Here is a 21956-nt window from a genome sequence, read left to right as displayed (position 1 = left end):
ATCAGCGCTCATTTCTACTGTGTCAATTTCCGCCGCAATAATCGTATTGATTTGACGTCGATCTATGACGCAAAGCACCAAGGTCTATTTGGTATAAAATACGCTTATCAGCAGCGCTCAGCGATTGATGCTGATTCTTTTAACTCATATTTTGCAAATTGCTAATATAAAGAGACTGAGTGGATAATTGTGTTTGATTTACAAGGATTTGGCGCGCTACTACTGAGCGGCGCTACCGTCACCATCAAGCTTGCCATGACCAGTTTAGTCATTGGCATGGCTTTAGGGCTGCTCGGTGCCACAGCTAAGCTGTCCAATGTCTGGCTGCTGCGTAAAATTGCGACTGTATATACGGCGACAATGCGCGGTATTCCAGAGTTGCTATTGGTATTGTTTATCTATTACGGTGGCTCTATGCTGCTGATGACGATTCTCAAAAAATTCGGCTATAACGAATATGTTGAGATCAGTGCCTTTTGGGGTGGCGTGATGGCGTTGTCTATCGCGTTTGGCGCTTATGCGACTGAAATTTTTCGCATGTCGATCCAAGAGATTCCAATAGGGCAGAAGGAGGCGGCGCAAGCGATTGGTATGCGTCCTTTCCAGACGTTTTATCGCATTACTTTGCCACAAGTTTGGCAGATTGCGTTGCCAGGATTGGGCAATTTGTTTTTGGTGTTGCTCAAAGATACCGCATTGGTATCGGTCGTGGGTCTCAAAGACATCATGTATCAGGCATCACGTGCCGCCCAATCAACGCAGCAGCCATTTACTTTTTATATGGCAGCGGCGATTATTTATCTGGGTTTAACCATGTTGATTACTGGTTTTATGATGTGGCTCGAATGGCGCGCCAATCCAGCGGCACGCTACGCTAAAAAGCTGAGCCGTCAGTCAACCCACCGTCAATCGACCATAGGATAGAGGAGAGATACTATGGATTGGAATTGGCAGGTCATTTTTGATAGTATTCCTGATTTATTAAACGGGGCAGTATTGACCGTACAGCTGGTAGTTATCTCAGGTATTATCGGTCTATTTTTTGGTTTGGTTTTAGCCCAGTTGCGCTTGTCAAAAAACTGGCTGGTACAGATACTACCATTTTCTTATATCTTCTTCTTCCGTGGCACGCCACTGCTGGTACAGATATTTTTGATTTATTATGGTCTAGGACAGTTTGAGGCTATACGGAATTCGTTCTTATGGGAACCTGTGCTCAGTCAAGCGTATTGGTGTGCCATCATTGCCTTTACCATGAATACCAGTGCTTATTTGGCAGAAATCATTCGCGGTGCGATTCAGACCATTCCTGTTGGTGAGCTCGAAGCAGCTGACGCTATCGGTATGTCGAAATGGCAAAAGCTTACGCGTATTACCTTACCCCGTGCCTTTGGTATTGTCATTCCAGCCTACAGCAATGAAGTGATCTTTATGCTAAAAGGCAGTGCGCTTGCGTCAACCATCGCTTTGATGGATATCACGGGTGTCGCTCGAACCATTAGTGCGCGAACTTATACCTTGATGGAGCTGTTCTTCGCTGCTGGTATTATTTACCTTTTATTATCATGGGTGATTTTGTTTAGCTTTAGGTTGTTTGAAAAAAGAATGAATCGCCACACAAGCTATGTACCGCCTGATGTAATGACCAACACCATACCTTAATGGTTTGGCTCAAAATAATGCTAAAAAATCAATGAAATAGCGGGTTAATATCTTAATATTAACCCGCTATTCTTTTGTTTAACTGCCATTTATCTCATTTTTATGGCTACTTTTAAAATGAAGATAAGCCCTAGAAAAATAGCGACAGATAGTGCAGTATGTATGACCAACCTATCAATAATCTGCTGTGAGTGCCTAGTATGAGCCAATCACCCCATATGTCTTTAATCAATGCGATTGCTGCCAGCGTCAATGATGACGCGAGCATCGCAATGGTTAACGATAGCGTACGTGCATCCATCGGCAAGGTGGTCTGTGTCGGTCGTAACTATGCGGAGCACGCCCGCGAGCTTGGCAATGAGATACCAAAATCACCCATCTTATTTATGAAACCAGCATCGTCATTGGTCAGTGTGCGTCATGATATCGTCCGTCCCAATCCAGCGATATATGGTGAGACCCATTATGAAGCTGAGCTGTGTGTACAATTAGCAGCAGACTTATCGGCAGCCACGCTTGAACAAGCACAGCAAGCGATTGGTGGCGTGACTTTGGGGCTGGATTTGACCTTACGTGACTTGCAAAGTAAGCTCAAAGAGAAAGGTCATCCATGGGAGCGTGCTAAGTGTTTTGATGGTGCCTGTGTACTTGCCGATTGGATTGATCCGCAAGCGTTTGGTGATTTTAGTCATGTCGAATATCAGCTTTATATAAATGATGAGCTGAAGCAAGATGGTGATAGTGCTTTGATGCTATTCCCAGTTTATGAATTGCTGGCAGAGATTAGCCATGCCTTTAGCTTACAAGCAGGTGACGTGATTATGACTGGAACGCCAAGCGGCGTTGGCATATTACAAGCAGGCGATGCGTTAAAATTGAAGCTCGGTGCCCATGAATGGCAGGCGCAGGTTCAATAAATTTTTATAGCAGTACTATTTTATCAGTCGTCAAATGCAGCGACGCTATCAAAAAATCCCAAGTTAACGCTTGGGATTTTTTCGTTTTATGAGGTGCTTACACAGTGCTGTCATGAGACTGTCATCTATGTTTCAACGTTCTGTCATAAACTCTCGGTAGACTTAGGCGTAATTCGTATTTTTGTAGTGATAATTGTAAAGCCGCGACCAACTCTCCGCCAATCCAGCCTAACAGCAAGGTGACTGATAATGACATTATTGAATAATAAACAACCACTTGCCCATGAAGTCGTTGAAGACTCTAATCCGACTGACAATATCGATTTTCAAACCATTATTAGTCGTCGTTTAAATCGTCGTAGTATCCTAAAGGGTGGCACAGGATTGACGGCGGCGGCTTTTTTTGGGGCGCTACCTTTGGTTGGCTGTAGCGATGATGATGACAGCAGTCCTATCAACAATACTGATAATAACGCGGCTATCCCTGCACAGGGCGATCTCAAACGTCCTGAGACTTTGAAATTTACGGCAGTGGCGCATTCAACTGCCGAAACGATGAGCGTGGCAGCAGGCTATAAAGCCGAGATGATATTACCACTTGGTACGCCGCTGATATCTGGTATCGATGATTGGAAAGACAACCGAGAGCAGTCGGCAGAGTCATTCGAATGGCGCATGGGTGATAACCATGATGGCATGTGGTTCTTTGGTAAAAAGGGCGGCGCTTATGATGCCAAAGCGGCAGAGAATGGGCTGCTAGTGATGAATCATGAATATGTAAACAGTAATGAGCTGAGTCCGTTTGGCTATCATGTGATCCAAGATAACAACGCCGCGCCCATCTTTAAAAATCGTCGACTTGCTAGTGATGTGCGCCGTGAGGTTAATTGCCATGGTGTTGCGGTGGTCGAGATGACCAAACGTACTGATGGTAAGGGTTATGAGATGGTGGCTGATTCGAAATATAATCGCCGTCTCACGAGTAGTAGTACGGCGCAGTTAACAGGGCCCGTTGCTGGCTCTGATTTGGTCAAGACTAAGTTTGATCCGACAGGCTTTCAGACGCGCGGCATCAATAATAACTGCGGTGCAGGTTTGTCACCTTGGGGCACCTATCTGACCACCGAAGAGAACTTTTTAGGGGTATTCGCCCGTGGGCAAGATGCTAGCCAATTAAGTGATGGGCAAAACTATGGTCGCGAGCGCTACGGTGCAACAGAGGATTTCCCAGGCTGGGAGTATCTGTGGCACACACCTGAAGCCAAAGATGCCAAGATAGCCGATGAATTTTCGCGCTGGGATATGACCGCCGTCGGTACCAGTGCTGCTGACGATTATCGTAATGGCTTTAATACCTTTGGCTATATCACCGAAATTGACCCGTTTGACCAAAACTCTATGCCGCAAAAACGTACGGCACTGGGACGTTTTGCCCATGAAAACTGTGCTTATGCGCCCGTTGAACAAGGCAAACCGGTGGTTTTTTATATGGGCGATGATGCTCGCGGCGAATATATTTATAAGTTTGTCTCCAAAGCCACATGGTCAAATAGTGATATCGGTGGTGGCTTAAAAGCGGGCGATAAATATTTGAATGATGGGACGCTCTATGTTGCTATCTTTAATGAAGATGGCAGCGGTGAGTGGAAAGCACTCGTCCATAGTCAAAACGGACTGGATGCTTCCAATACGGTATTGCCTTTTAATGGACAGGATGAGGTGTTGGTTTTTGCTCGTGCCGCAGCAGATGTGGTCGGCGCCACCAAAATGGATCGACCAGAGTGGGTGTCGGTTAGCCCTATGACTGGTGAGGTGTACGTCACATTGACCAATAATAAATACCGCGGCGTACGCGAAGATCAACCTGTGTCAGCCTCTAATCCGCGTAGCTATCAGGCAGGTGAAAAAGCGGCAGGTAATGACAACGGTCATATCATTCGCTGGGCAGAAGCAGGTGGTGATCATGCGGCCATGAGTTTTGAGTGGGATATTTATCTGTTTGCTACGCCTTATGATCTGGCCGCAGAAAATTTGTCACAGTTAAATGATAGCAATGATTTGTCTTCTCCCGATGGTTTGTACTTTGATCCACGTGGCGTATTGTGGATTCAGACCGATGATGGCGCTTATACCGATACCACCAGCTGTATGTTACTGGCGGCGCTGCCGGGTAAAGTCAGTGATGGGACAGCCATAACGACCTCAGCAGGACAACAAACACGAGTTGGGATGCCTGCTAGTAATGACAATATCAAACGTTTTTTTGTCGGTCCTGAAGGCTGTGAAGTCACAGGTATTACCATGGCTCCTGACTTTAAAACCTTATTTATCAATATTCAGCATCCGGGTAATACTTGGGGCGCTATTGCTGGAGGCAGTACGCCGCGCTCAGCGACCGTAATGATTACGCGTGAAGATGGCGACGTCATACTGGCAGAGTCGTTTGTCTAGTTAGACATTTGCATGAGTAATGATGTGTCTTTCTCAACAAAAAAATCCCAAGTCATGGCTTGGGATTTTGTATTTTGGAGGATAGTTATTAATATGCAAGCATTGGTATTAAAGGATAGCGCCTTTCTTTGACAATAAAGATACTTGATAGTTAAATCATTCTCTTCTGTTTATGACAATTACAGGATAGTATGGAAAATCCTTTCAACTGCTTGATATGTTAACACTATGACCAGTCCAAAACCTTTAGAAATCATTCATGATTTATTTGCCACCACTCGGCGTCCAACTGCTATTGAGTCGGATACTGGTGAAGGTTTTCAGGGCGATGTCTATGAAGAGTTGGCGAAACTCGAATATATCTATGTCGATGAGCTGAGCGCCGAGACGGTAGATAACAGCTATAGTAAACCGCATCAGCCCATTACTTTGGTTGATTTTTTTGAAGGATTGGCTCAGTTGGCAACGATGGGCGTGGTGGAAGTCACTGATATTGTAGAGGCTATCCATCGTGAGATTCTGCTGCGTCCTTTAGGGCGGTTTAATAAAGGCAATATTGAGCACTGGCAGCGCGGTATCACGGGGCGGATTTATGGCACGGTGCGTTATACGATGCAATTGGTGGGCAATAATCTTGCCTCAGGGCTGCGTCTTTATAACACTGTTTCTAAACCCAAAAAAATACAACCTTTACCCAAAAACTTACGTCGCTTGGTCAATATTCTAAATGGCGTCATGGGCGATCATCTTATCACTCATCACAATCCATTGGCAGTATCGATGGTGCTATACGATGAATACAATCGTGTACAAAGTGGCGCGCTGTCAGGGCGTGTTATTATCTTATGCCATGGGCTTTGTATGAGTCACTTGAGCTGGCAGGTATCTGGAGAAGGCAATTTGGGTGAAGCGTTGGTCAAGCACTTGCCAAAAGCGACGGTTCTGTATTTAAACTATAATACGGGTCGGCGTATTTCTAGCAACGGACGTAGCTTTGCAAAAGTTTTGCAAGATTTGGTTGAGAATAATCCCGACGTCACTCAGATAGATTTAATCGGTCATAGTATGGGCGGTTTGTTGAGCCGTAGTGCGCTATTTTATGGTAAAGAGCAGGGCTTTAGCTGGGTCAAACGCGTAGGCAATCTTGTCACCTTAGGCTCACCGCATCATGGCGCAAGCTTGGAGCAGATTGGACATTTTGTTCAAGATAAAATCGCTAAGCTGCCTTTTGCAGGATCATTGGCTAAATTGGGCGACTTGCGTAGCGCTGGTATTATAGATTTACGTTACGGCAGTATTCGCGATGCTGATTGGAAGTCTACCGAAGGGCGCAGCGTGCTGCCAGCAGAGTTTCGTCATCCCACGCGTTTGCCCCTGCATGTGAACACCTATTTAGTGGCGGCAGCTTTGATTGAAACTCATTATGAATCTAAGACCACAAGTTTGCTTGGGGACGGGTTGGTCTCAGTAGAGTCAGCGCTCGGCGAATATACCGAAGAGCATACGCTAGCAGTACCAGAGGGACATAAGGCGATTTTTTATGGAGTCAATCACATGAATTTAATCTACAGCGATAGAGTACATGAGCAAGTTATTGCTTGGCTGTTGGATAATAGGCTAGGCGATGCCCATGATGCAAAGTATGGGCTTGATAGTCGTATCTATTCTTATCCAGAAGTGGATGAAGTAGCCAATTAAGCGTGCTCGAAACCAGTTATATCGTCAGTCATAAATTTCAAGCCATGACATTAAAAACCCCCAAGCATGATACTTGAGGGTTTTTTTATTACTAAGCGAGCTGCACTAAATCCTAATTACTCAGAAAATATCGTGGTCACATCGTCTTTATTAAATTTATACATCTCGCCACAAAATCCGCAATCCATCTCAAAGTTACCGCCTTGCTCATCAATGATGTCTAAGGCTTCTGCTTCACCGATTTGCTCAATGGCCATCTCACATTTCTCACGTGAGCAGGTGCAACCAAATGATAATGCAACAGGATCGGGCGCGACGACATTTTCTTCATGATACAAGCGATAAAGGATTTCGTTGGCATCAAGCGTGGTCAACTCTTCAGCTTTCACTGTCCGTGTCAAAACGCTCAGACGCGTCCACAAGTCATCGTCGATACCCGCATCTTGGTTTTGCTCGACTTCATAGGTTTCTTCAGCAGTACGAGGAAGCATCTGTACCAACATGCCACCCGCTTGCAGACCATCAGATGCCAAATTAATCAAGGTTGGAATCTGCGCCGATTGCTTTTGGTAGTGCGCTAAGCAGTCTGCCAAATTGTCATGGCTGCGCTCGACGATGCCTTGATAGGCTTCGCCGCCTTCAGGTTGAATGTTAATAAACAACACGCCTTGACCCATCGCACCCAATTCAGCAAATGCCTCTTTGGCATGAGTCATATTTTCCCAAGCCTGTACTTGCTCATCAGTCTCACCCTTCCAGCTAGCAAGGGCACGGATGATACCGTCTTGATTGCATTCTGCCATTGCCCAGTTTAGCAAGCTATCGCTGTCTGATGATTGCAATTGAATCGACAGATGACCATTGATTTTGACCGTGCCGATAAGCAAACTCGCTGCTGTCAGCATCTCACCCAATAAGCGCTTAATCGCTTCAGGATAAGGCTTTTGGGCTATCGTACTGGCATAGCTGCGTGATAGGCGCACCACATCACCGCGCACTGGCGAATCTTCAATAAAGAAACGTTGACGTACGTCATTGTCACTATGGTTGCCAGCGTTCTGGCTGTCCGTATTAGGGACTTGAGTATCTTGTGTCATAGGTCATTTATAGTATTAAGAAGTTGATAGCTTTATGGGGATTCATCGTGATTTATCAATTGCCCGTTAGATATTGTTTAACAGATTAAAGGCGTTTATTGGATAGTTATGGTGATACTAAACCCGATATCCTTAAAAAATAAGCCTCATTAAAAATTTTTTACCCACACCCGCTAATTTGTTGTACAGTAACATTAAGTTGCATTGTGATAAATAACAGCAACAACAACCGCATGGATGCGTGGCAATGAGGTCAATGAATAAGACCTGTGTCGTCCAAGCACTCATTTAATCTTGTGATAATGTGATAAAAGGATGTATCTCATGAGCTATCTATCTTCTAGGTCTTTCTCTAAACCTTTAACTCTCGCTGCTTTTATGGCGCTAGGTCTTGCAGGGTGTAATAACAGTAGCCAAACCAGCACTGATGTGCCAGCAGATGATGCAACAGCGACAGAAACCACTACCAACGGTACTCTACAAAAAATCAAAGACTCGGGTACTATCGTGGTCGGTCACCGTGACTCTTCTATTCCATTTTCTTATATCGCTGACGACCCAAATCAGCCGATTGGTTATGCACACGATTTAGAGATGAAAGTCGTCGAAGCGGTTAAGCAAAAGCTAAACATGCCAGACCTCAACGTCCGTTATAACCTTATCACCTCACAAACCCGTATTCCCTTGGTACAAAACGGCACGGTCGACTTTGAATGTGGTTCGACCACCAACAACGAAGAGCGTCAAAAACAAGTGGCATTCTCCAACGGTTTCTTTGAAATCGGTACGCGTCTATTGACCAAAAAAGACTCAGGTATTCAAGATTTCGAAGACCTAAAAGGTAAGACCTTAGTCACGACCGCAGGCACAACTTCAGAGCGTTATATTCGTCAGTATAACGATGACAACAAAATGGACATGAATATCATCTCAGCAAAAGACCACGGCGAAGGCTTCCTTATGCTAGAAAATGGTCGCGCGGATGCCTTTATGATGGATGATGTACTACTTGCTGGCGAAAAAGCCAAAGCAAAAAATCCTGATGAATGGGTCATCGTCGGCACGCCGCAATCGTTTGAGATTTATGGTTGTATGATGCGTAAGGATGATCCTGAGTTCAAAGCAGTGGTCGATGAAGCGTTAGCGAATGTCTTTAAATCAGGGGAAATCAACAGCATTTATGACAAGTGGTTCTTAAACCCAATCCCACCAAAGAACGTCAATCTAAACTTTGAGATGTCTGACAACTTAAAAGCCTTGATTGCCAGTCCGCATGACAGCGCTCAGCCGAAAGTTGCGACGGCACAGTAATTATTGTCCTGCAACATAGCTTGCTTACGTGTTCAGACTGATGTTGATGTCAATCTGAACACGTAGGATTTTCAGTCGCTGCTCGGAGAGACAACCATGAATTATAGCTGGAACTGGGGTGTGCTCTTTGAGCAGACTGGTATCGGTAATGAGCTTTATATCCATTGGATGATTACTGGTCTTGGCTGGCTACTATTGATTGGTAGTATCGCATGGGCCATTGCTATGGTCGTAGGTACTATCTTTGGCATTATGCGTACTTTGCCTAATAAGACCGCTCGTGCCATTGGCACCGCTTATGTGACATTTTTTCGTAATATTCCACTGCTTGTCCAGTTGTTCTTTTGGTTTTATATTGCACCTGGCTGGCTCACGCCCACGATACAAGAATGGTGGTATAAGGATTTATCGCCCAACACGTCAGCCATGCTCTCAGCAAGTATCGGTCTTGGCTTATTTACCGCCGCTCGTATCGTTGAACAAGTACGTACAGGTATTGAGTCGTTGCCCGAAGGTCAGATCAATGCTGCTTATGCACTAGGCTTTAGTATTCCGCAAGTCTACAAAGAAGTACTGCTACCGCAGGCCTTTCGTATTATTCTGCCACCGCTCAGCTCTGAGCTGACCAACTGCTTCAAAAACGCCTCCGTTGCCTCATTAGTGGGGGTAATGGAGCTGATTAGTCAAACCAAAACCATCAGCGAATACACCCAAAACAGCATCGAGATTTATACCTACGCGACGATTATTTATTTAGTATTTAACTTATCGTTGATTGCTATTATGGGGTTAATTGAGCGCAAACTGCGTGTACCTGGGCTCATTGCAGGAGGTCAGAAATGAACATGATGACCGAATTGGCAACAGCCTATCCTGGTTTGATGGGCGGCATGATTACCACCTTAAAGGTGCTGTTTTTGGCGATTATTGGTGGTATTAGCTTAGGAACGGTATTGGCGTTGATGCGCTTGTCTGGTATCAAAGCGCTTGAGATTCCAGCAAAGCTATACGTCAATTACTTCCGTTCTGTACCGCTACTACTGGTGCTACTGTGGTTTTACTTTGCCGTACCGATGATTTATTTTTGGATAGCGGGTAAGTACTTACAACTTGATGCTGCTTTTGCCTCTTGTGTGGTTGCTTTTATGATGTTTGAAGCCGCTTACTTTTCAGAGGTGGTGCGTGCTGGTATTCAATCGATTGGTAGTGGGCAGGTCAATGCCGCCAAAGCGCTGGGTATGACTTATGGGCAGACCATGCGTCTGGTTATTTTGCCACAAGCCTTTCGCAAAATGCTGCCGCTAATCTTACAACAGTGTATTATTTTATTCCAAGATACGACGTTGGTTTTCGCTATTGGTTTGACAGACTTTTTCCGTGCCGCCTATGTACGCGGTGAGCTTATGGGTTTGCTGACGCCTTACATTTTGGGTGCGGGTGCGGTGTATTTTATCATCAGTGTCAGTGCCTCCGTGGGTGTACAACAATTGCAAAAGCGTTTGCGATTCTGATAGATATTTATCTTGGCTTGCGCTTTTTGAGTGTTGAGGCTTTGGTTGAGTAGTTGATCTAACTTTTCTTAAATGACGATTATTAAAAACAATGTGGTTAGGAGCCAGTGATGAGCAAAGCTGATACATACTTAAATGCCTTTGGCGGACTGGTCACCAATAATGGTCATGCTAGTGATGAGATGGTCATTCAAATGTCCGATGTCAGCAAATGGTATGGGGATTTTCAAGTATTGAGTGATTGTACGGCGCATGTACATAAAGGTGATGTCGTCGTCGTGTGCGGGCCATCAGGTAGTGGTAAGTCAACCTTGATTAAGACGGTCAATGGACTGGAACCTTTTCAAGAAGGTGGAATCATGGTGAATGGTATCTCAGTTGGTGCAGCAAAAACCAATCTGCCGAAATTACGCAGCCGTGTCGGTATGGTCTTTCAGCATTTTGAGCTATTTCCGCATTTGACCATTATTGATAATTTAACGGTGGCGCAAATAAAAGTATTGGGTCGCAAAGAGAGCGAGGCCAAACAAAAAGCCATGGCATATTTAGATCGTGTTGGACTAACGGTACAGGCCGCGAAATATCCCGCGGAGCTATCGGGTGGTCAGCAGCAGCGTGTTGCAATTGCACGAGCGCTGGCAATGGATCCTGTAGCGATGCTCTTTGATGAGCCGACCTCTGCTCTTGACCCTGAGATGATTCAAGAAGTACTTGATGTTATGGTCGAGTTGACTCGCGATGGCATGACCATGATGTGTGTTACCCATGAAATGGGCTTTGCCAGTCAAGTAGCCAACCGTATTATCTTTATGGACGAAGGTCATATTGTCGAGAACTGTAGTAAGGATGAGTTTTTTGAAGGGGCAAAAAGTGATCGCGCGCAACTGTTCTTATCGAAGATTTTGAATCATTAAAACTCTCTACTGCGTTATTCGAATTATTTATAAATAGCAGATCTAAAAAGCACCTACTAAATAGGCGCTTTTTTTGTGCCCGCAGATTATTAGTAGATTTATATATTCAAGGATATTATTGGTATAAGTAAATGATATAGTTGGTTTAATATAACGCGGGTACGAAAAGGGCAACTGACAGTATTATAAATAGTAGACTGAATAAGCCTGACAACGTATTTCATTTATATAGGATCAACTATAGTGACAGGTTAGCTGTCTTTATCGTTTTTTAAGGCACGCTTTTGTGACTCTATTCTAGTATTTATACGCTTGTAATAAGTTGCATTTTATCTAACACTCATTCGAGGACAAAGAATGACATCAATGCGAACCGTTGGAATATTACTATTTAACGAAGTCGAAGTGTTGGACTTCGCAGGACCTTTTGAGGTGTTTTCATTGGCTGCCAATGCTACTAGTGATAAATACTTCAAAGTTATTACCATTGCTGAGCATCACGCGCCGATATCTGCTAGAAACGGTCTACGTGTTGTTCCTGATTACAGTTTTTCCAACCATCCAGACATTGATGTTTTAGTAGTTCCTGGTGGTTATGGTGCCGAAAAAATAGAGATAAACAATCCAGTGGTTATCGATTGGATTGTCACTCAAGCTAAGCTCGTTGATTTGACACTTTCAGTTTGCACGGGTGCTTTGTTGCTCGCTAAGGCTGGGTTATTGGCTGGCAAGTCTGCAACCACTCATTGGATGGACTTATATAATCTAGCATCCTATGCTGATATTGATGTGATCTCTCATACTCGTTTTGTCGACGCTAGTGATGAAAGTGCTAAGCTGATAACTTCGGCAGGAATAAGCGCAGGTATTCATGCCAGTCTATATTGCTTGGAGACGTTAATAGATACTAAAACCATGCAAGCAACGGCAAAACGTATGGAGTTTGATCTGGATTAAAATATTTTTTTAGAGCATCTATTAATAGGTGCTTTTTCTGTGCCAATAGAATATTAGTAGATTGATGCATTCAATCGCGACGTTGGTACGATTCACTACATAAGTGAAAAGGTGAGTGAATACCTGTTTACTGATACAATAGCGGTCAATATTTTTGATAATTAAAATAATTCATAAACCGTATTGGAGTTCATATGAGTGTAGAAAATTCATTAGTAGAGTCATCTAAAGGTATCGTCATTATCGGTGCAGGATTGGCTGGCTGGCATGTCATCGATGCCATTCGTGCAAAAGACAAAGGTATCCCGATTACCTTAATTACTGCCGACAGTGGCGATCGTTATCACAAGCCAATGCTGACCATGGCGATTAGCCAAAAGAAAAGTGCAGCAGATTTGGTCAGAGCAACGGGCATTGATGCCGCAGAAGCTGCAAATGTTAAGCTACTTGCCAACACGCAAGTGACGGATGTTGATACGACCACTCAACAGTTGCAGCTTATCTCTGCGCTGCGCTCAGATCCCGTTTATACCAATTACGCTACGATCGGCTATGACAAGCTGGTACTAGCGATGGGTGCGCATCCTATCTTCCCAAAAAGCTTGCCAGAGGAACTAGTCTGGCATGTCAATCATATTGAGCGCTTTGGACAGTTGCAAGAAAAGCTAGCAACTGGCAGTCAGCACGTTGCTATTGTCGGCGCGGGTATGGTTGGGACGGAGATTGCAGAAGACTTATTAAAAGCAGGTCATCAAGTGACGCTCATTGATCTAAACGATGCGCCACTATCACAAATGCTACCGCCAAAAGCAACTTCTCGTATCGCCCAAGCGGTCAATTCGCAAGGGATTAACTTTTTAGGAGGGTATCAGGTATCTGCTATTACTCGTCTCAGTGATGGAAAACTGCAGGTCAGTTATGAGGCGCTAGCATCAGCGACAGACAGCAGTACTGCTGAGCCAATCGAACCGCTCATCGTGGATCATGTGATTGCCAGTACAGGTCTGACGGTCGATGACAAACTGCCTACCGCAGCTGGTGTCGAGTTTGACCGTCGCACTGGTATCGTGGTGGATGCGCCGACCTTGCGTACCAGTACAGCCAATATTTATGCGATTGGTGACTGTATGTCTATCGATGGCGTGCCGTGTCGTTACGTCGCACCGTTGCGCGCGCAGGCTGCTACCATTGCTGATGATGTATTAGGTCTAGAGCATAATGGCTACGATCATAAGCCGCCAATGATTCGCCTGAAAAATAAAGCAATCTCCGTCATGGTGACAGGTGTGCCAAAAGCGACTGGCAATTGGCAGGTCAAAATAGAAAGTGATGAAGAGTTGGTCATGGACTTGCTAAATGATAGTGATGAAGTCAGCGCAACGGTAACGATTAAATCGCCTGTAGTGCCTAAAGTATAATTGTAAAAGTATTATAAATTATAGCCAGTGTTGCCATCTTTATGCAGCACTGGCTTTTTTATGTCTATCGTATCTTTTATATAAATAATCAACTTAATAAGATGGCGCAGCAATAGTAATCGATACGTCCTGTATCAATATTATTGACAGGCTTTCATTTAAGAGGCTATATTGGTTAGGGCTTGATTTAATTATAGTCTATGGTGACAGAGAATATTCAAGGAAGAATATGACATTTACCTTTGTAGTCTATTACCGCTCTGATAACAAACACCAAACAGCAAAACGAAAGGACTCGTGATGACTCAGATTACCGATTTTGACAGCATTATTAATGAAAGTACGCCTAATAACATTATTCTCAATAATATCCCCAAAGTTAATGTAGGCGTGCGTTCAGCAAATGCGCCACTCACCCAAAGCCATGATAAAGGTATTGATGTGCCGCTGATTGAAGCGACAATCGGTGATTTTTTTGATGCTATTGTCAATAAATATCCTGATCGTGAAGCTTTGGTTTCTCGCCATCAAAATATCCGTTGGATCTATCGTGAGCTACAAGAGAAAGTTAATCAGTTAGCGAGTGCCATGATTGAAATGGGGCTAGAAATCGGTGATCGCATCGGTATCTGGTCACACAATAATGCTGAATGGCTGCTGATGCAATTGGCAACCGCGAAAGTCGGCGTTATCCTCGTCAATATCAATCCTGCTTACCGTACCTTTGAGCTGCAATATGCACTGAATAAGCTGGGCTGTTCGGCATTGGTATTAATGCGTCATTTCAAAAGCAGCGACTATACGCAAATGATTCGTGAGCTTTGTCCTGAGATTTATCATAAGAACTATCAGCAATTGGACTTGGTGGAGATTCCAACGATTGAGCGCATCATTTGGATTGACGAGCCAGCATCTGATGAAAATTTCAATTTTATGCAGAAATTCTCTGCTTGGATGGCAGAGGGTAATGCAAACGACCCTCGTTTAGCTGCGCGCCAAGCCCAGCTAAAGAATACCGATGCTATTAGTGTGCAGTTTACTAGTGGGACAACGGGTACACCAAAAGGCGCTACTTTAACGCATCGAAATATCTTGAATAATGGCTACTTCCTTGGCGAAGGTATGAGGCTGACAGAGGAGGATAGGCTATGCATTCCATTACCGCTTTATCACTGCTTTGGCATGGTAGGTGGTAATTTAGCTATTTTGACCCATGGTGGCTGCGCGGTGTATCCCAACGATGGTTTTGATCCGCTAACGGTATTGCAAACGGTGGAAGAGGAAAAATGTACCGCCTTGCTTGGGGTACCGACGATGTTTATCGCAGAGCTCGATCATCCAGAATTCGACAGCTTTGATTTGTCCAGCTTGCGTACTGGTATCATGGGCGGCTCTAGCTGTCCGATTGAGGTCATGCGCCGCGTCATGGATAAAATGCACATGAGCGAGGTGACGATTGCTTATGGCATGACCGAGACCAGTCCAGCTTCTTGTCAAACCAGCTCGCAAACACCCCTTGAAAAAAGAGTTTCTACCGTAGGGATGGTGCGGCCCGCGCTTGAGGTCAAAATCGTGGATACCGAAACGGGTGATGTCGTCCCGATTGGAGAGACGGGCGAATTACTCACTTATGGCTACGCGGTGATGAAAGGCTATTGGGGCAGCCGCTTTAAAACACGCGCGGCGATTACGGATGGCTGGATGCATACGGGTGATTTGGCAGTGATGGACGAAGATGGCTACATCACTGTGGTGGGTCGTAGCAAGGACATGGTCATTCGCGGCGGCGAAAACATCTATCCAGTAGAAGTCGAAAACTATCTCTATCGTCATCCGAAGATTCGCGATGTACAAATCGTCGGTGTTCCTGATAAAAAGTATGGTGAGGTACTCGCGGCGTGGATTATTACAAAAGAGCCAAATAGCTTAAGCGAAGAAGAGGTAAGGCAGTTTTGTTGTGACCATATTGCTCATTATAAAGTGCCGACCTACTTTCGTTTCGTTGATGAATATCCAATGACCATCACTGGTAAAATTCAGAAATTCAAAATCGTTGAGCAAATGATAAAAGAATTGGGTCTGGAGTGATTTGAGACTATTAATCACTGGAAAAGCCAGCTTTTTTCTATATGTGATAAGGCTGGCTTTTTTGATTTAAGTCATTCAAGAAATTCGTCATTTAATTATGACTGATGAATTTATCGTATATTATCATTTTAAATGATACATATTGTATTACTATTATTGACAGTCTTCGATTTAAGACGGTATAGTAGCTAACGATAGTCAAGACCTGTTCAAGGAAGAATGAATTGATGATAGGCGACTAATAAGTACCATAAAAAGTAAAACGAAAGGACTCGTTATGACGCAAAATTCTGATTTCGATGCGACTCAAATTGATTTTGATACTATTCTAAATAGCATTCCTAGTATTAATATGGGCGCACGCTCAGCAAATGCACCGCTTACCCAAAGCTATGATAAAGGCCCTGATGTACCGCTCATTGAAGCGACTATCGGTGACTTTTTTGATGCAATTGTATCTAAGTATCCAGAGCGCGAAGCTTTGGTTTCTCGCCATCAAAATATCCGCTGGACTTACCGCGAGCTACAACAGCAAGTCAATCAGCTGGCCAGTAGTATGATTGAGATGGGGCTGGAAATCGGTGATCGCATCGGTATCTGGTCGCACAATAATGTTGAATGGCTGCTCATGCAATTAGCGACGGCAAAAGTCGGTGTCATCCTTGTCAATATCAATCCTGCCTATCGTACTTTTGAGCTGCAATATGCCTTGAATAAATTGGGCTGCTCAGCGCTCGTACTTATGCGCCATTTCAAAACCAGCGATTACGCCAGTCTCATCAGTGAACTGTGTCCTGAAATTTATCATAAAGACTACACTCAGCTTGATTTGGTCGAGATTCCGACGATTGAGCGTATCATCTGGATTGATGAGCCAGCATCTGAAGAAACCTTTGGCTTTATGCAGAAATTCTCTGCATGGATGGCGGAAGGTGATGCCAATGATCCACGGGTTGCAGAGCGCCAAGCCCAGCTCAAAAATACTGACGCTATCAATGTACAGTTCACCAGTGGCACGACTGGTACGCCAAAAGGTGCAACTTTAAGCCATCGTAATATTCTTAACAACGGTTACTTCATCGGTGAGGCCATGAACCTTACTGAAGAAGATAAACTGTGTATTCCGGTGCCACTTTATCACTGCTTTGGTATGGTACTCGGTAACCTAGCGATTCTCACGCATGGTGGCTGTATCGTTTATCCGAACGATGGTTTTGAGCCACTGACGGTATTACAAGCGGTGGAAGAAGAAAAATGTACGGGTCTACATGGCGTGCCAACGATGTTTATCGCTGAGCTTGACCATCCGGAATTTAAAAACTTTGATCTATCGACTTTGCGTACTGGCATCATGGCAGGCTCTAGTTGTCCGATTGAAGTCATGCGCCGCGTCATTGATGAGATGCACATGAGCGAAGTCACCATTGCCTATGGCATGACAGAGACCAGTCCAGTATCTTGCCAGACTAATGAACATACGCCGCTTGATAAGCAAGTATCGACCGTTGGTTTAGTGCAGCCTGCGCTTGAGGTCAAAGTCGTCAATACTGAAACGGGTGAGATTGTCGCATTGGGCGAGACCGGGGAGTTATTGACACGCGGTTATTCAGTGATGAAAGGCTATTGGGGCAGTCGCTTTAAAACCCGCGCGGCTATCCAAGATGGTTGGATGCATACGGGTGATTTGGCTACGATGGATGAAGATGGTTATGTCAAAATCGTTGGTCGTAGTAAAGATATGGTCATTCGCGGCGGCGAGAATATTTATCCGGTCGAAATCGAAAACTATCTCTATCGTCATCCAAAGATTCGGGATGTGCAAATCGTCGGTATTCCTGATAAAAAATATGGCGAAGTACTCGCGGCATGGATTATTCCTAAAGAAGCAGACAGCTTGACAGAAGAGGAAGTTCGCGAGTTCTGTAGCGAGCATATTGCCCATTATAAAGTACCGACTTATTATCGTTTCGTGACTGAATATCCAATGACCATCACTGGGAAAATTCAGAAATATAAAATTATTGAACAAATGAAAGAAGAGCTGGGTTTGTAATCAGATGATGACTTAATCTGTAATACTAAAGACTATTTCAGATCTGTTATATTAAAAATTATTATTATGAGTCAAGACTAAAAGAAAAAAGCCACTCGCATTTACGTATCTACGTATTAAAGAAAAAGGGATATCATGAGCGCTATCATAACCAGTAAACTGAGTCCAAATGCCGCTGAATTTCAGCAAAACAGTGCCGCCATGCAAGCGGTGGTCGATGACTTATATGGTCACTTACGTAAAGTCGTGCAAGGCGGTTCAGAGCGTGCCCGCGCCAAGCATTTAGCCCGTGGCAAACTCTTGCCTCGTGAGCGCGTCGAGCGTTTGCTCGATGTAGGTACGCCATTTTTAGAAGTGGCACCGATGGCAGCGCATGATATGTATGGCGAAGAGATTCCAGCGGCGGGCGTGATTGCGGGTATCGGTCGTATCAATGGCATTGAGTGTATGATTGTCTGTAATGATGCCACGGTAAAGGGTGGCACTTACTACCCAATGACGGTCAAAAAACATCTGCGTGCGCAAGAAATCGCGCAAGAAAACAATTTGCCTTGTGTCTATTTGGTGGATTCAGGTGGAGCCAATTTACCCAATCAAGATGATGTATTTCCCGATAAAGAACACTTTGGTCGCATTTTCTTTAATCAGGCCAATATGAGTGCCGCCGGTATTCCACAGATTGCCGTGGTCATGGGCAGCTGTACGGCTGGAGGGGCTTATGTACCAGCGATGAGTGACGAGTCTATTATCGTGAAAGACCAAGGCACCATCTTTTTGGGTGGTCCACCACTGGTAAAAGCGGCGACAGGTGAAGAAGTCACAGCCGAAGATTTGGGCGGTGGCGATGTGCATACCCGTCTGTCAGGGGTTGTCGATCACTTAGCACAAAGCGACACTCATGCATTGTCGATTGCGCGCAACATCGTTAGCCATCTAAATCGTCCTGCGAAGCAAGTGCCCAATCAAATCAAACCACGTCAGCCACGCTATGACGCCAAAGAGCTATATGGCGTCATTCCAACGGATAAACGTAAGCCGTTTGATATCAAAGAAATCATTGCTCGTATCGTCGATGACAGTGCTTTTGATGAATTCAAATCACGCTTTGGCACGACGCTGGTTTGTGGATTCGCTCATATCGAAGGGATGCCAGTCGGTATTATCGCCAATAACGGTATCTTGTTTAGTGAGTCGGCACAAAAAGGTACGCACTTTATTGAGCTGTGCTGTAAACGCAAAATTCCATTAATATTTTTGCAAAACATCACCGGATTTATGGTTGGTCGTAAATATGAAAATGAAGGTATCGCTCGTCATGGCGCCAAGATGGTGATGGCGGTGGCGAATGCAAAAGTACCTAAGTTTACTGTTATCGTTGGCGGCTCATTCGGTGCCGGTAACTACGGCATGTGTGGCCGTGCTTATAGTCCGCGTTTCTTATGGATGTGGCCAAATGCGCGTATCTCTGTAATGGGCGGTGAACAAGCAGCATCAGTATTGGCAACGGTGAAGCGCGATAACTTTGACCGTAAAGGCGAGGCGTGGAGCGACGAAGATGAAGCGGCGTTCAAAGCGCCGATACGCGAAATGTATGAAGAGCAAGGTCATCCCTATTATGCCACTGCACGTTTATGGGATGATGGCGTGATTGATCCTGCTGATACCCGTAATGTATTGGCGTTAGGGTTGAGCGCCGCCTATAACGCGCCGATCGAAGAGACGACGTTTGGTGTTTTTAGAATGTAAGCATTTTCAGGCCTTCCCATAATAAGCTACTACTGCGTCAACCTCATTTGAAGTACGATTTGTACATCTACATTCGGCTTCCTTGTATTAACATTATTATGGATTGACCGAGCGTTTGTTTAAATATTTACATAAAAATACAGAGAAAGTTATGCAAAAAGACAGTGATAAAAATTATAAAAGCTTATTGGTTAAAGTAGAACAACACGTTGCTACGGTGACATTAAATCGTCCTGAGATACGTAATGCTTTCAATGATGAAATGATTGCTGAGCTAACCGATGCATTCAATACATTTGGTGCTGATGATGAGGTACGTGTCATTGTGCTAGCCGCTGCTGGCAAGGCATTCTGTGCGGGCGCGGATCTCAATTGGATGCGTGCCATGGCGGATTATAGCTATGAAGAGAATCTTGCAGACGCCGATAAATTGGCGCAAATGCTGAAGACTATTTATGAGTGCCCAAAACCAACGGTTGCTGCTATTCAAGGAGATGTATATGCAGGTGGCATGGGTTTGGTTGCCGTTTGTGATGTAGCAATCGCTGTGAGAATTGCCAATTTTTGTCTTAGCGAAGTACGTTTGGGCTTAGCACCTGCAACGATTAGCCCTTATGTGATACGTGCATTAGGTGCCAGAGCCTCGCAGCGTTATTTTCTCAGTGCTGAAGTATTCGATGCTAAAAAAGCCCGGCAGCTTGGCTTTATCCATGAGCGTGTCAGCGAAGAGTCGTTAGACGATGCGGTTGCGACATTCTGCGCTAAAGTGGTCAAAAACAGCCCCGATGCGGTCAAGACCTGCAAGTGTTTATTGCATGAAGTCGCCGGCGCGCCGATTACCGATGAATTGATTGCAGATACCGTTAAAGGTATCGCTGATATTCGTTCATCAAAGCAAGGCAAAGAAGGGGTACAAGCCTTTTTGCAAAAACGTAAGCCCAATTGGTTGACGGCAGATTGATAATGCACGAGAGATAAACGAATAAATAGACAAGACCTCAAATAAAAACGATAACACACAGGGATAGTTATGTTTTCTAAAATTCTAATTGCCAACCGTGGTGAAATTGCTTGCCGAGTGGCTGCGACTTCTAAGCGTCTTGGCGTCAGTACCGTTGCTGTTTATTCCGATGCGGATCGTGAGGCCAAGCATGTGGCTGTCTGTGATGAAGCCATCTATTTGGGTGGCTCAGCGCCGAAAGACAGCTATCTAAAAGGTGATGCGATTATCGCGATAGCGCTTGAGACTGGCGCACAAGCGATTCATCCGGGTTATGGATTTTTAAGCGAAAATGCTGATTTTGCGCAAGCTTGTCAGGATGCAGGACTGGTATTTATTGGACCTTCAGCCGATGCTATTCGTGCCATGGGTGGCAAATCCGAATCCAAGCGGTTGATGGAAACAGCTGGCGTGCCATTAATACCGGGTTATCATGGTGACAATCAAGACGCAGAATTTCTGCAGCAGCAGGCAGACGCCATTGGCTATCCTGTCTTGATTAAAGCCAGTGCAGGTGGTGGCGGTAAAGGCATGCGTATCGTCGAGCAAAGCCGCGACTTTGTGGATTTATTAGACTCATGTCGCCGTGAAGCCATTACCAGCTTCGGTGATGATAAAGTGTTGGTTGAAAAATACGCCTTAAAACCGCGCCATATCGAAATCCAAGTATTTGGCGATACCCATGGCAACTATGTGCATTTATTTGAGCGTGATTGTTCCGTACAGCGCCGCCACCAAAAAGTATTAGAAGAAGCGCCTGCACCAGGTGTTGACATTGCGATGCGTGAGGCGATGGGAACAGCTGCCATCGAAGCAGCCCGTGCAGTCGATTATGTCGGCGCAGGCACGGTTGAGTTCATCGTTGAGCAGCGCGAAAATTCTATGAATTTTTATTTCATGGAGATGAATACCCGTTTGCAAGTTGAGCATCCAGTCAGTGAAGCCATTACTGGCGTCGATNNCATCCAGTCAGCGAAGCGATTACCGGTGTCGATTTGGTCGAATGGCAGCTTTTAGTCGCGGCAGGTCAACCATTGCCAAAGACCCAAGACGATTTGACTATCAATGGCCATGCAATTGAGGCGCGTATCTGTGCCGAAAACCCTGATAATAGCTTCTTGCCCGCGACCGGT

16 protein-coding genes and 1 pseudogene are annotated in these 21956 nt (G+C 44.8%); 16 read left to right on the top strand and 1 reads right to left on the bottom strand.

Annotation, left to right across the window (positions count from 1 at the left end):
- The first annotated feature begins 189 nt into the window (after nucleotides 1–189).
- From B2575_RS04260 to B2575_RS04240, 5 genes are all read left to right on the top strand, one after another.
- Nucleotides 190–924, top strand: a complete 735-nt coding sequence (locus B2575_RS04260; RefSeq protein WP_045453595.1) for an ABC transporter permease — start codon at nucleotides 190–192, stop codon at nucleotides 922–924.
- A 12-nt stretch (nucleotides 925–936) separates the two neighbouring features.
- Complete coding sequence (locus B2575_RS04255) at nucleotides 937–1662, top strand: ABC transporter permease (RefSeq protein WP_045443544.1); 726 nt, start codon at nucleotides 937–939, stop codon at nucleotides 1660–1662.
- Between the two features lie 272 nt (nucleotides 1663–1934).
- Nucleotides 1935–2579 carry a fumarylacetoacetate hydrolase family protein gene (locus B2575_RS04250; RefSeq protein ID WP_227697625.1) on the top strand — a complete coding sequence of 215 codons (645 nt, stop codon included), beginning with the start codon at nucleotides 1935–1937 and terminating at the stop codon, nucleotides 2577–2579.
- 249 nt (nucleotides 2580–2828) lie between these two features.
- Complete coding sequence (locus tag B2575_RS04245) at nucleotides 2829–5030, top strand: PhoX family protein (RefSeq protein WP_198329620.1); 2202 nt, start codon at nucleotides 2829–2831, stop codon at nucleotides 5028–5030.
- Between the two features lie 228 nt (nucleotides 5031–5258).
- The gene (locus tag B2575_RS04240; protein WP_296240310.1) at nucleotides 5259–6728 is read left to right on the top strand and encodes an esterase/lipase family protein; all 1470 of its coding nucleotides are present in this window, start codon (nucleotides 5259–5261) and stop codon (nucleotides 6726–6728) included.
- A 116-nt stretch (nucleotides 6729–6844) separates the two neighbouring features.
- Here B2575_RS04240 and B2575_RS04235 read toward each other — a convergent pair whose 3' ends face one another.
- Nucleotides 6845–7825, bottom strand: a complete 981-nt coding sequence (locus B2575_RS04235; RefSeq protein ID WP_055123454.1) for an Hsp33 family molecular chaperone HslO — start codon at nucleotides 7823–7825, stop codon at nucleotides 6845–6847.
- A 324-nt stretch (nucleotides 7826–8149) separates the two neighbouring features.
- On the opposite strand from B2575_RS04235, the gene B2575_RS04230 reads away from it, so the two are divergent.
- From B2575_RS04230 to B2575_RS04180, 11 genes and pseudogenes are all read left to right on the top strand, one after another.
- A complete protein-coding gene (locus tag B2575_RS04230; RefSeq protein WP_296240307.1) occupies nucleotides 8150–9136 on the top strand; it encodes a glutamate/aspartate ABC transporter substrate-binding protein in 987 nt (328 codons plus the stop codon).
- A gap of 96 nt (nucleotides 9137–9232) precedes the next feature.
- Nucleotides 9233–9979, top strand: a complete 747-nt coding sequence (locus tag B2575_RS04225; protein ID WP_055123453.1) for an amino acid ABC transporter permease — start codon at nucleotides 9233–9235, stop codon at nucleotides 9977–9979.
- The gene (locus B2575_RS04220; protein ID WP_060490392.1) at nucleotides 9976–10647 is read left to right on the top strand and encodes an ABC transporter permease subunit; all 672 of its coding nucleotides are present in this window, start codon (nucleotides 9976–9978) and stop codon (nucleotides 10645–10647) included. Before B2575_RS04225 ends, B2575_RS04220 begins: the two co-directional genes overlap by 4 nt.
- Before the next feature lie 182 nt (nucleotides 10648–10829).
- Entirely contained in the window at nucleotides 10830–11561 is a 732-nt protein-coding gene (locus tag B2575_RS04215) for an amino acid ABC transporter ATP-binding protein (RefSeq protein ID WP_045443837.1), read from the top strand.
- Nucleotides 11562–11918: 357 nt separating this feature from the next.
- The gene (locus B2575_RS04210) at nucleotides 11919–12518 is read left to right on the top strand and encodes a DJ-1/PfpI family protein (protein WP_250163662.1); all 600 of its coding nucleotides are present in this window, start codon (nucleotides 11919–11921) and stop codon (nucleotides 12516–12518) included.
- Nucleotides 12519–12712: 194 nt separating this feature from the next.
- Complete coding sequence (locus tag B2575_RS04205; protein WP_238049043.1) at nucleotides 12713–13936, top strand: FAD-dependent oxidoreductase; 1224 nt, start codon at nucleotides 12713–12715, stop codon at nucleotides 13934–13936.
- A gap of 300 nt (nucleotides 13937–14236) precedes the next feature.
- The gene (locus tag B2575_RS04200) at nucleotides 14237–16024 is read left to right on the top strand and encodes an AMP-binding protein (protein WP_296240304.1); all 1788 of its coding nucleotides are present in this window, start codon (nucleotides 14237–14239) and stop codon (nucleotides 16022–16024) included.
- A gap of 277 nt (nucleotides 16025–16301) precedes the next feature.
- A complete protein-coding gene (locus tag B2575_RS04195) occupies nucleotides 16302–18077 on the top strand; it encodes an AMP-binding protein (RefSeq protein WP_238049045.1) in 1776 nt (591 codons plus the stop codon).
- Nucleotides 18078–18212: 135 nt separating this feature from the next.
- A complete protein-coding gene (locus tag B2575_RS04190; protein WP_296240303.1) occupies nucleotides 18213–19823 on the top strand; it encodes a carboxyl transferase domain-containing protein in 1611 nt (536 codons plus the stop codon).
- A gap of 151 nt (nucleotides 19824–19974) precedes the next feature.
- A complete protein-coding gene (locus B2575_RS04185) occupies nucleotides 19975–20784 on the top strand; it encodes an enoyl-CoA hydratase/isomerase family protein (RefSeq protein ID WP_238048838.1) in 810 nt (269 codons plus the stop codon).
- Between the two features lie 69 nt (nucleotides 20785–20853).
- A pseudogene (locus tag B2575_RS04180) lies at nucleotides 20854–21956 on the top strand (acetyl-CoA carboxylase biotin carboxylase subunit); the annotation flags it as partial.

The organism is Psychrobacter sp. UBA6739 (assembly GCF_002453835.1).
Lineage (GTDB): Bacteria > Pseudomonadota > Gammaproteobacteria > Pseudomonadales > Moraxellaceae > Psychrobacter > Psychrobacter immobilis_A.
Note: the sequence above shows the minus strand (reverse complement) of the source record. Positions and strands in the feature narration are given on the sequence as shown.

Coding starts and splice junctions, on each gene's coding strand:
- B2575_RS04255 (WP_045443544.1), top strand. CDS start 937: ATGGATTGGAATTGGCAGGTCATTTTTGATAGTATTCCTGATTTATTA.
- B2575_RS04250 (WP_227697625.1), top strand. CDS start 1,935: ATGGTTAACGATAGCGTACGTGCATCCATCGGCAAGGTGGTCTGTGTC.
- B2575_RS04245 (WP_198329620.1), top strand. CDS start 2,829: ATGACATTATTGAATAATAAACAACCACTTGCCCATGAAGTCGTTGAA.
- B2575_RS04240 (WP_296240310.1), top strand. CDS start 5,259: ATGACCAGTCCAAAACCTTTAGAAATCATTCATGATTTATTTGCCACC.
- B2575_RS04235 (WP_055123454.1), bottom strand. CDS start 7,825: ATGACACAAGATACTCAAGTCCCTAATACGGACAGCCAGAACGCTGGC.
- B2575_RS04230 (WP_296240307.1), top strand. CDS start 8,150: ATGAGCTATCTATCTTCTAGGTCTTTCTCTAAACCTTTAACTCTCGCT.
- B2575_RS04225 (WP_055123453.1), top strand. CDS start 9,233: ATGAATTATAGCTGGAACTGGGGTGTGCTCTTTGAGCAGACTGGTATC.
- B2575_RS04220 (WP_060490392.1), top strand. CDS start 9,976: ATGAACATGATGACCGAATTGGCAACAGCCTATCCTGGTTTGATGGGC.
- B2575_RS04215 (WP_045443837.1), top strand. CDS start 10,830: ATGGTCATTCAAATGTCCGATGTCAGCAAATGGTATGGGGATTTTCAA.
- B2575_RS04210 (WP_250163662.1), top strand. CDS start 11,919: ATGACATCAATGCGAACCGTTGGAATATTACTATTTAACGAAGTCGAA.
- B2575_RS04205 (WP_238049043.1), top strand. CDS start 12,713: ATGAGTGTAGAAAATTCATTAGTAGAGTCATCTAAAGGTATCGTCATT.
- B2575_RS04200 (WP_296240304.1), top strand. CDS start 14,237: ATGACTCAGATTACCGATTTTGACAGCATTATTAATGAAAGTACGCCT.
- B2575_RS04195 (WP_238049045.1), top strand. CDS start 16,302: ATGACGCAAAATTCTGATTTCGATGCGACTCAAATTGATTTTGATACT.
- B2575_RS04190 (WP_296240303.1), top strand. CDS start 18,213: ATGAGCGCTATCATAACCAGTAAACTGAGTCCAAATGCCGCTGAATTT.
- B2575_RS04185 (WP_238048838.1), top strand. CDS start 19,975: ATGCAAAAAGACAGTGATAAAAATTATAAAAGCTTATTGGTTAAAGTA.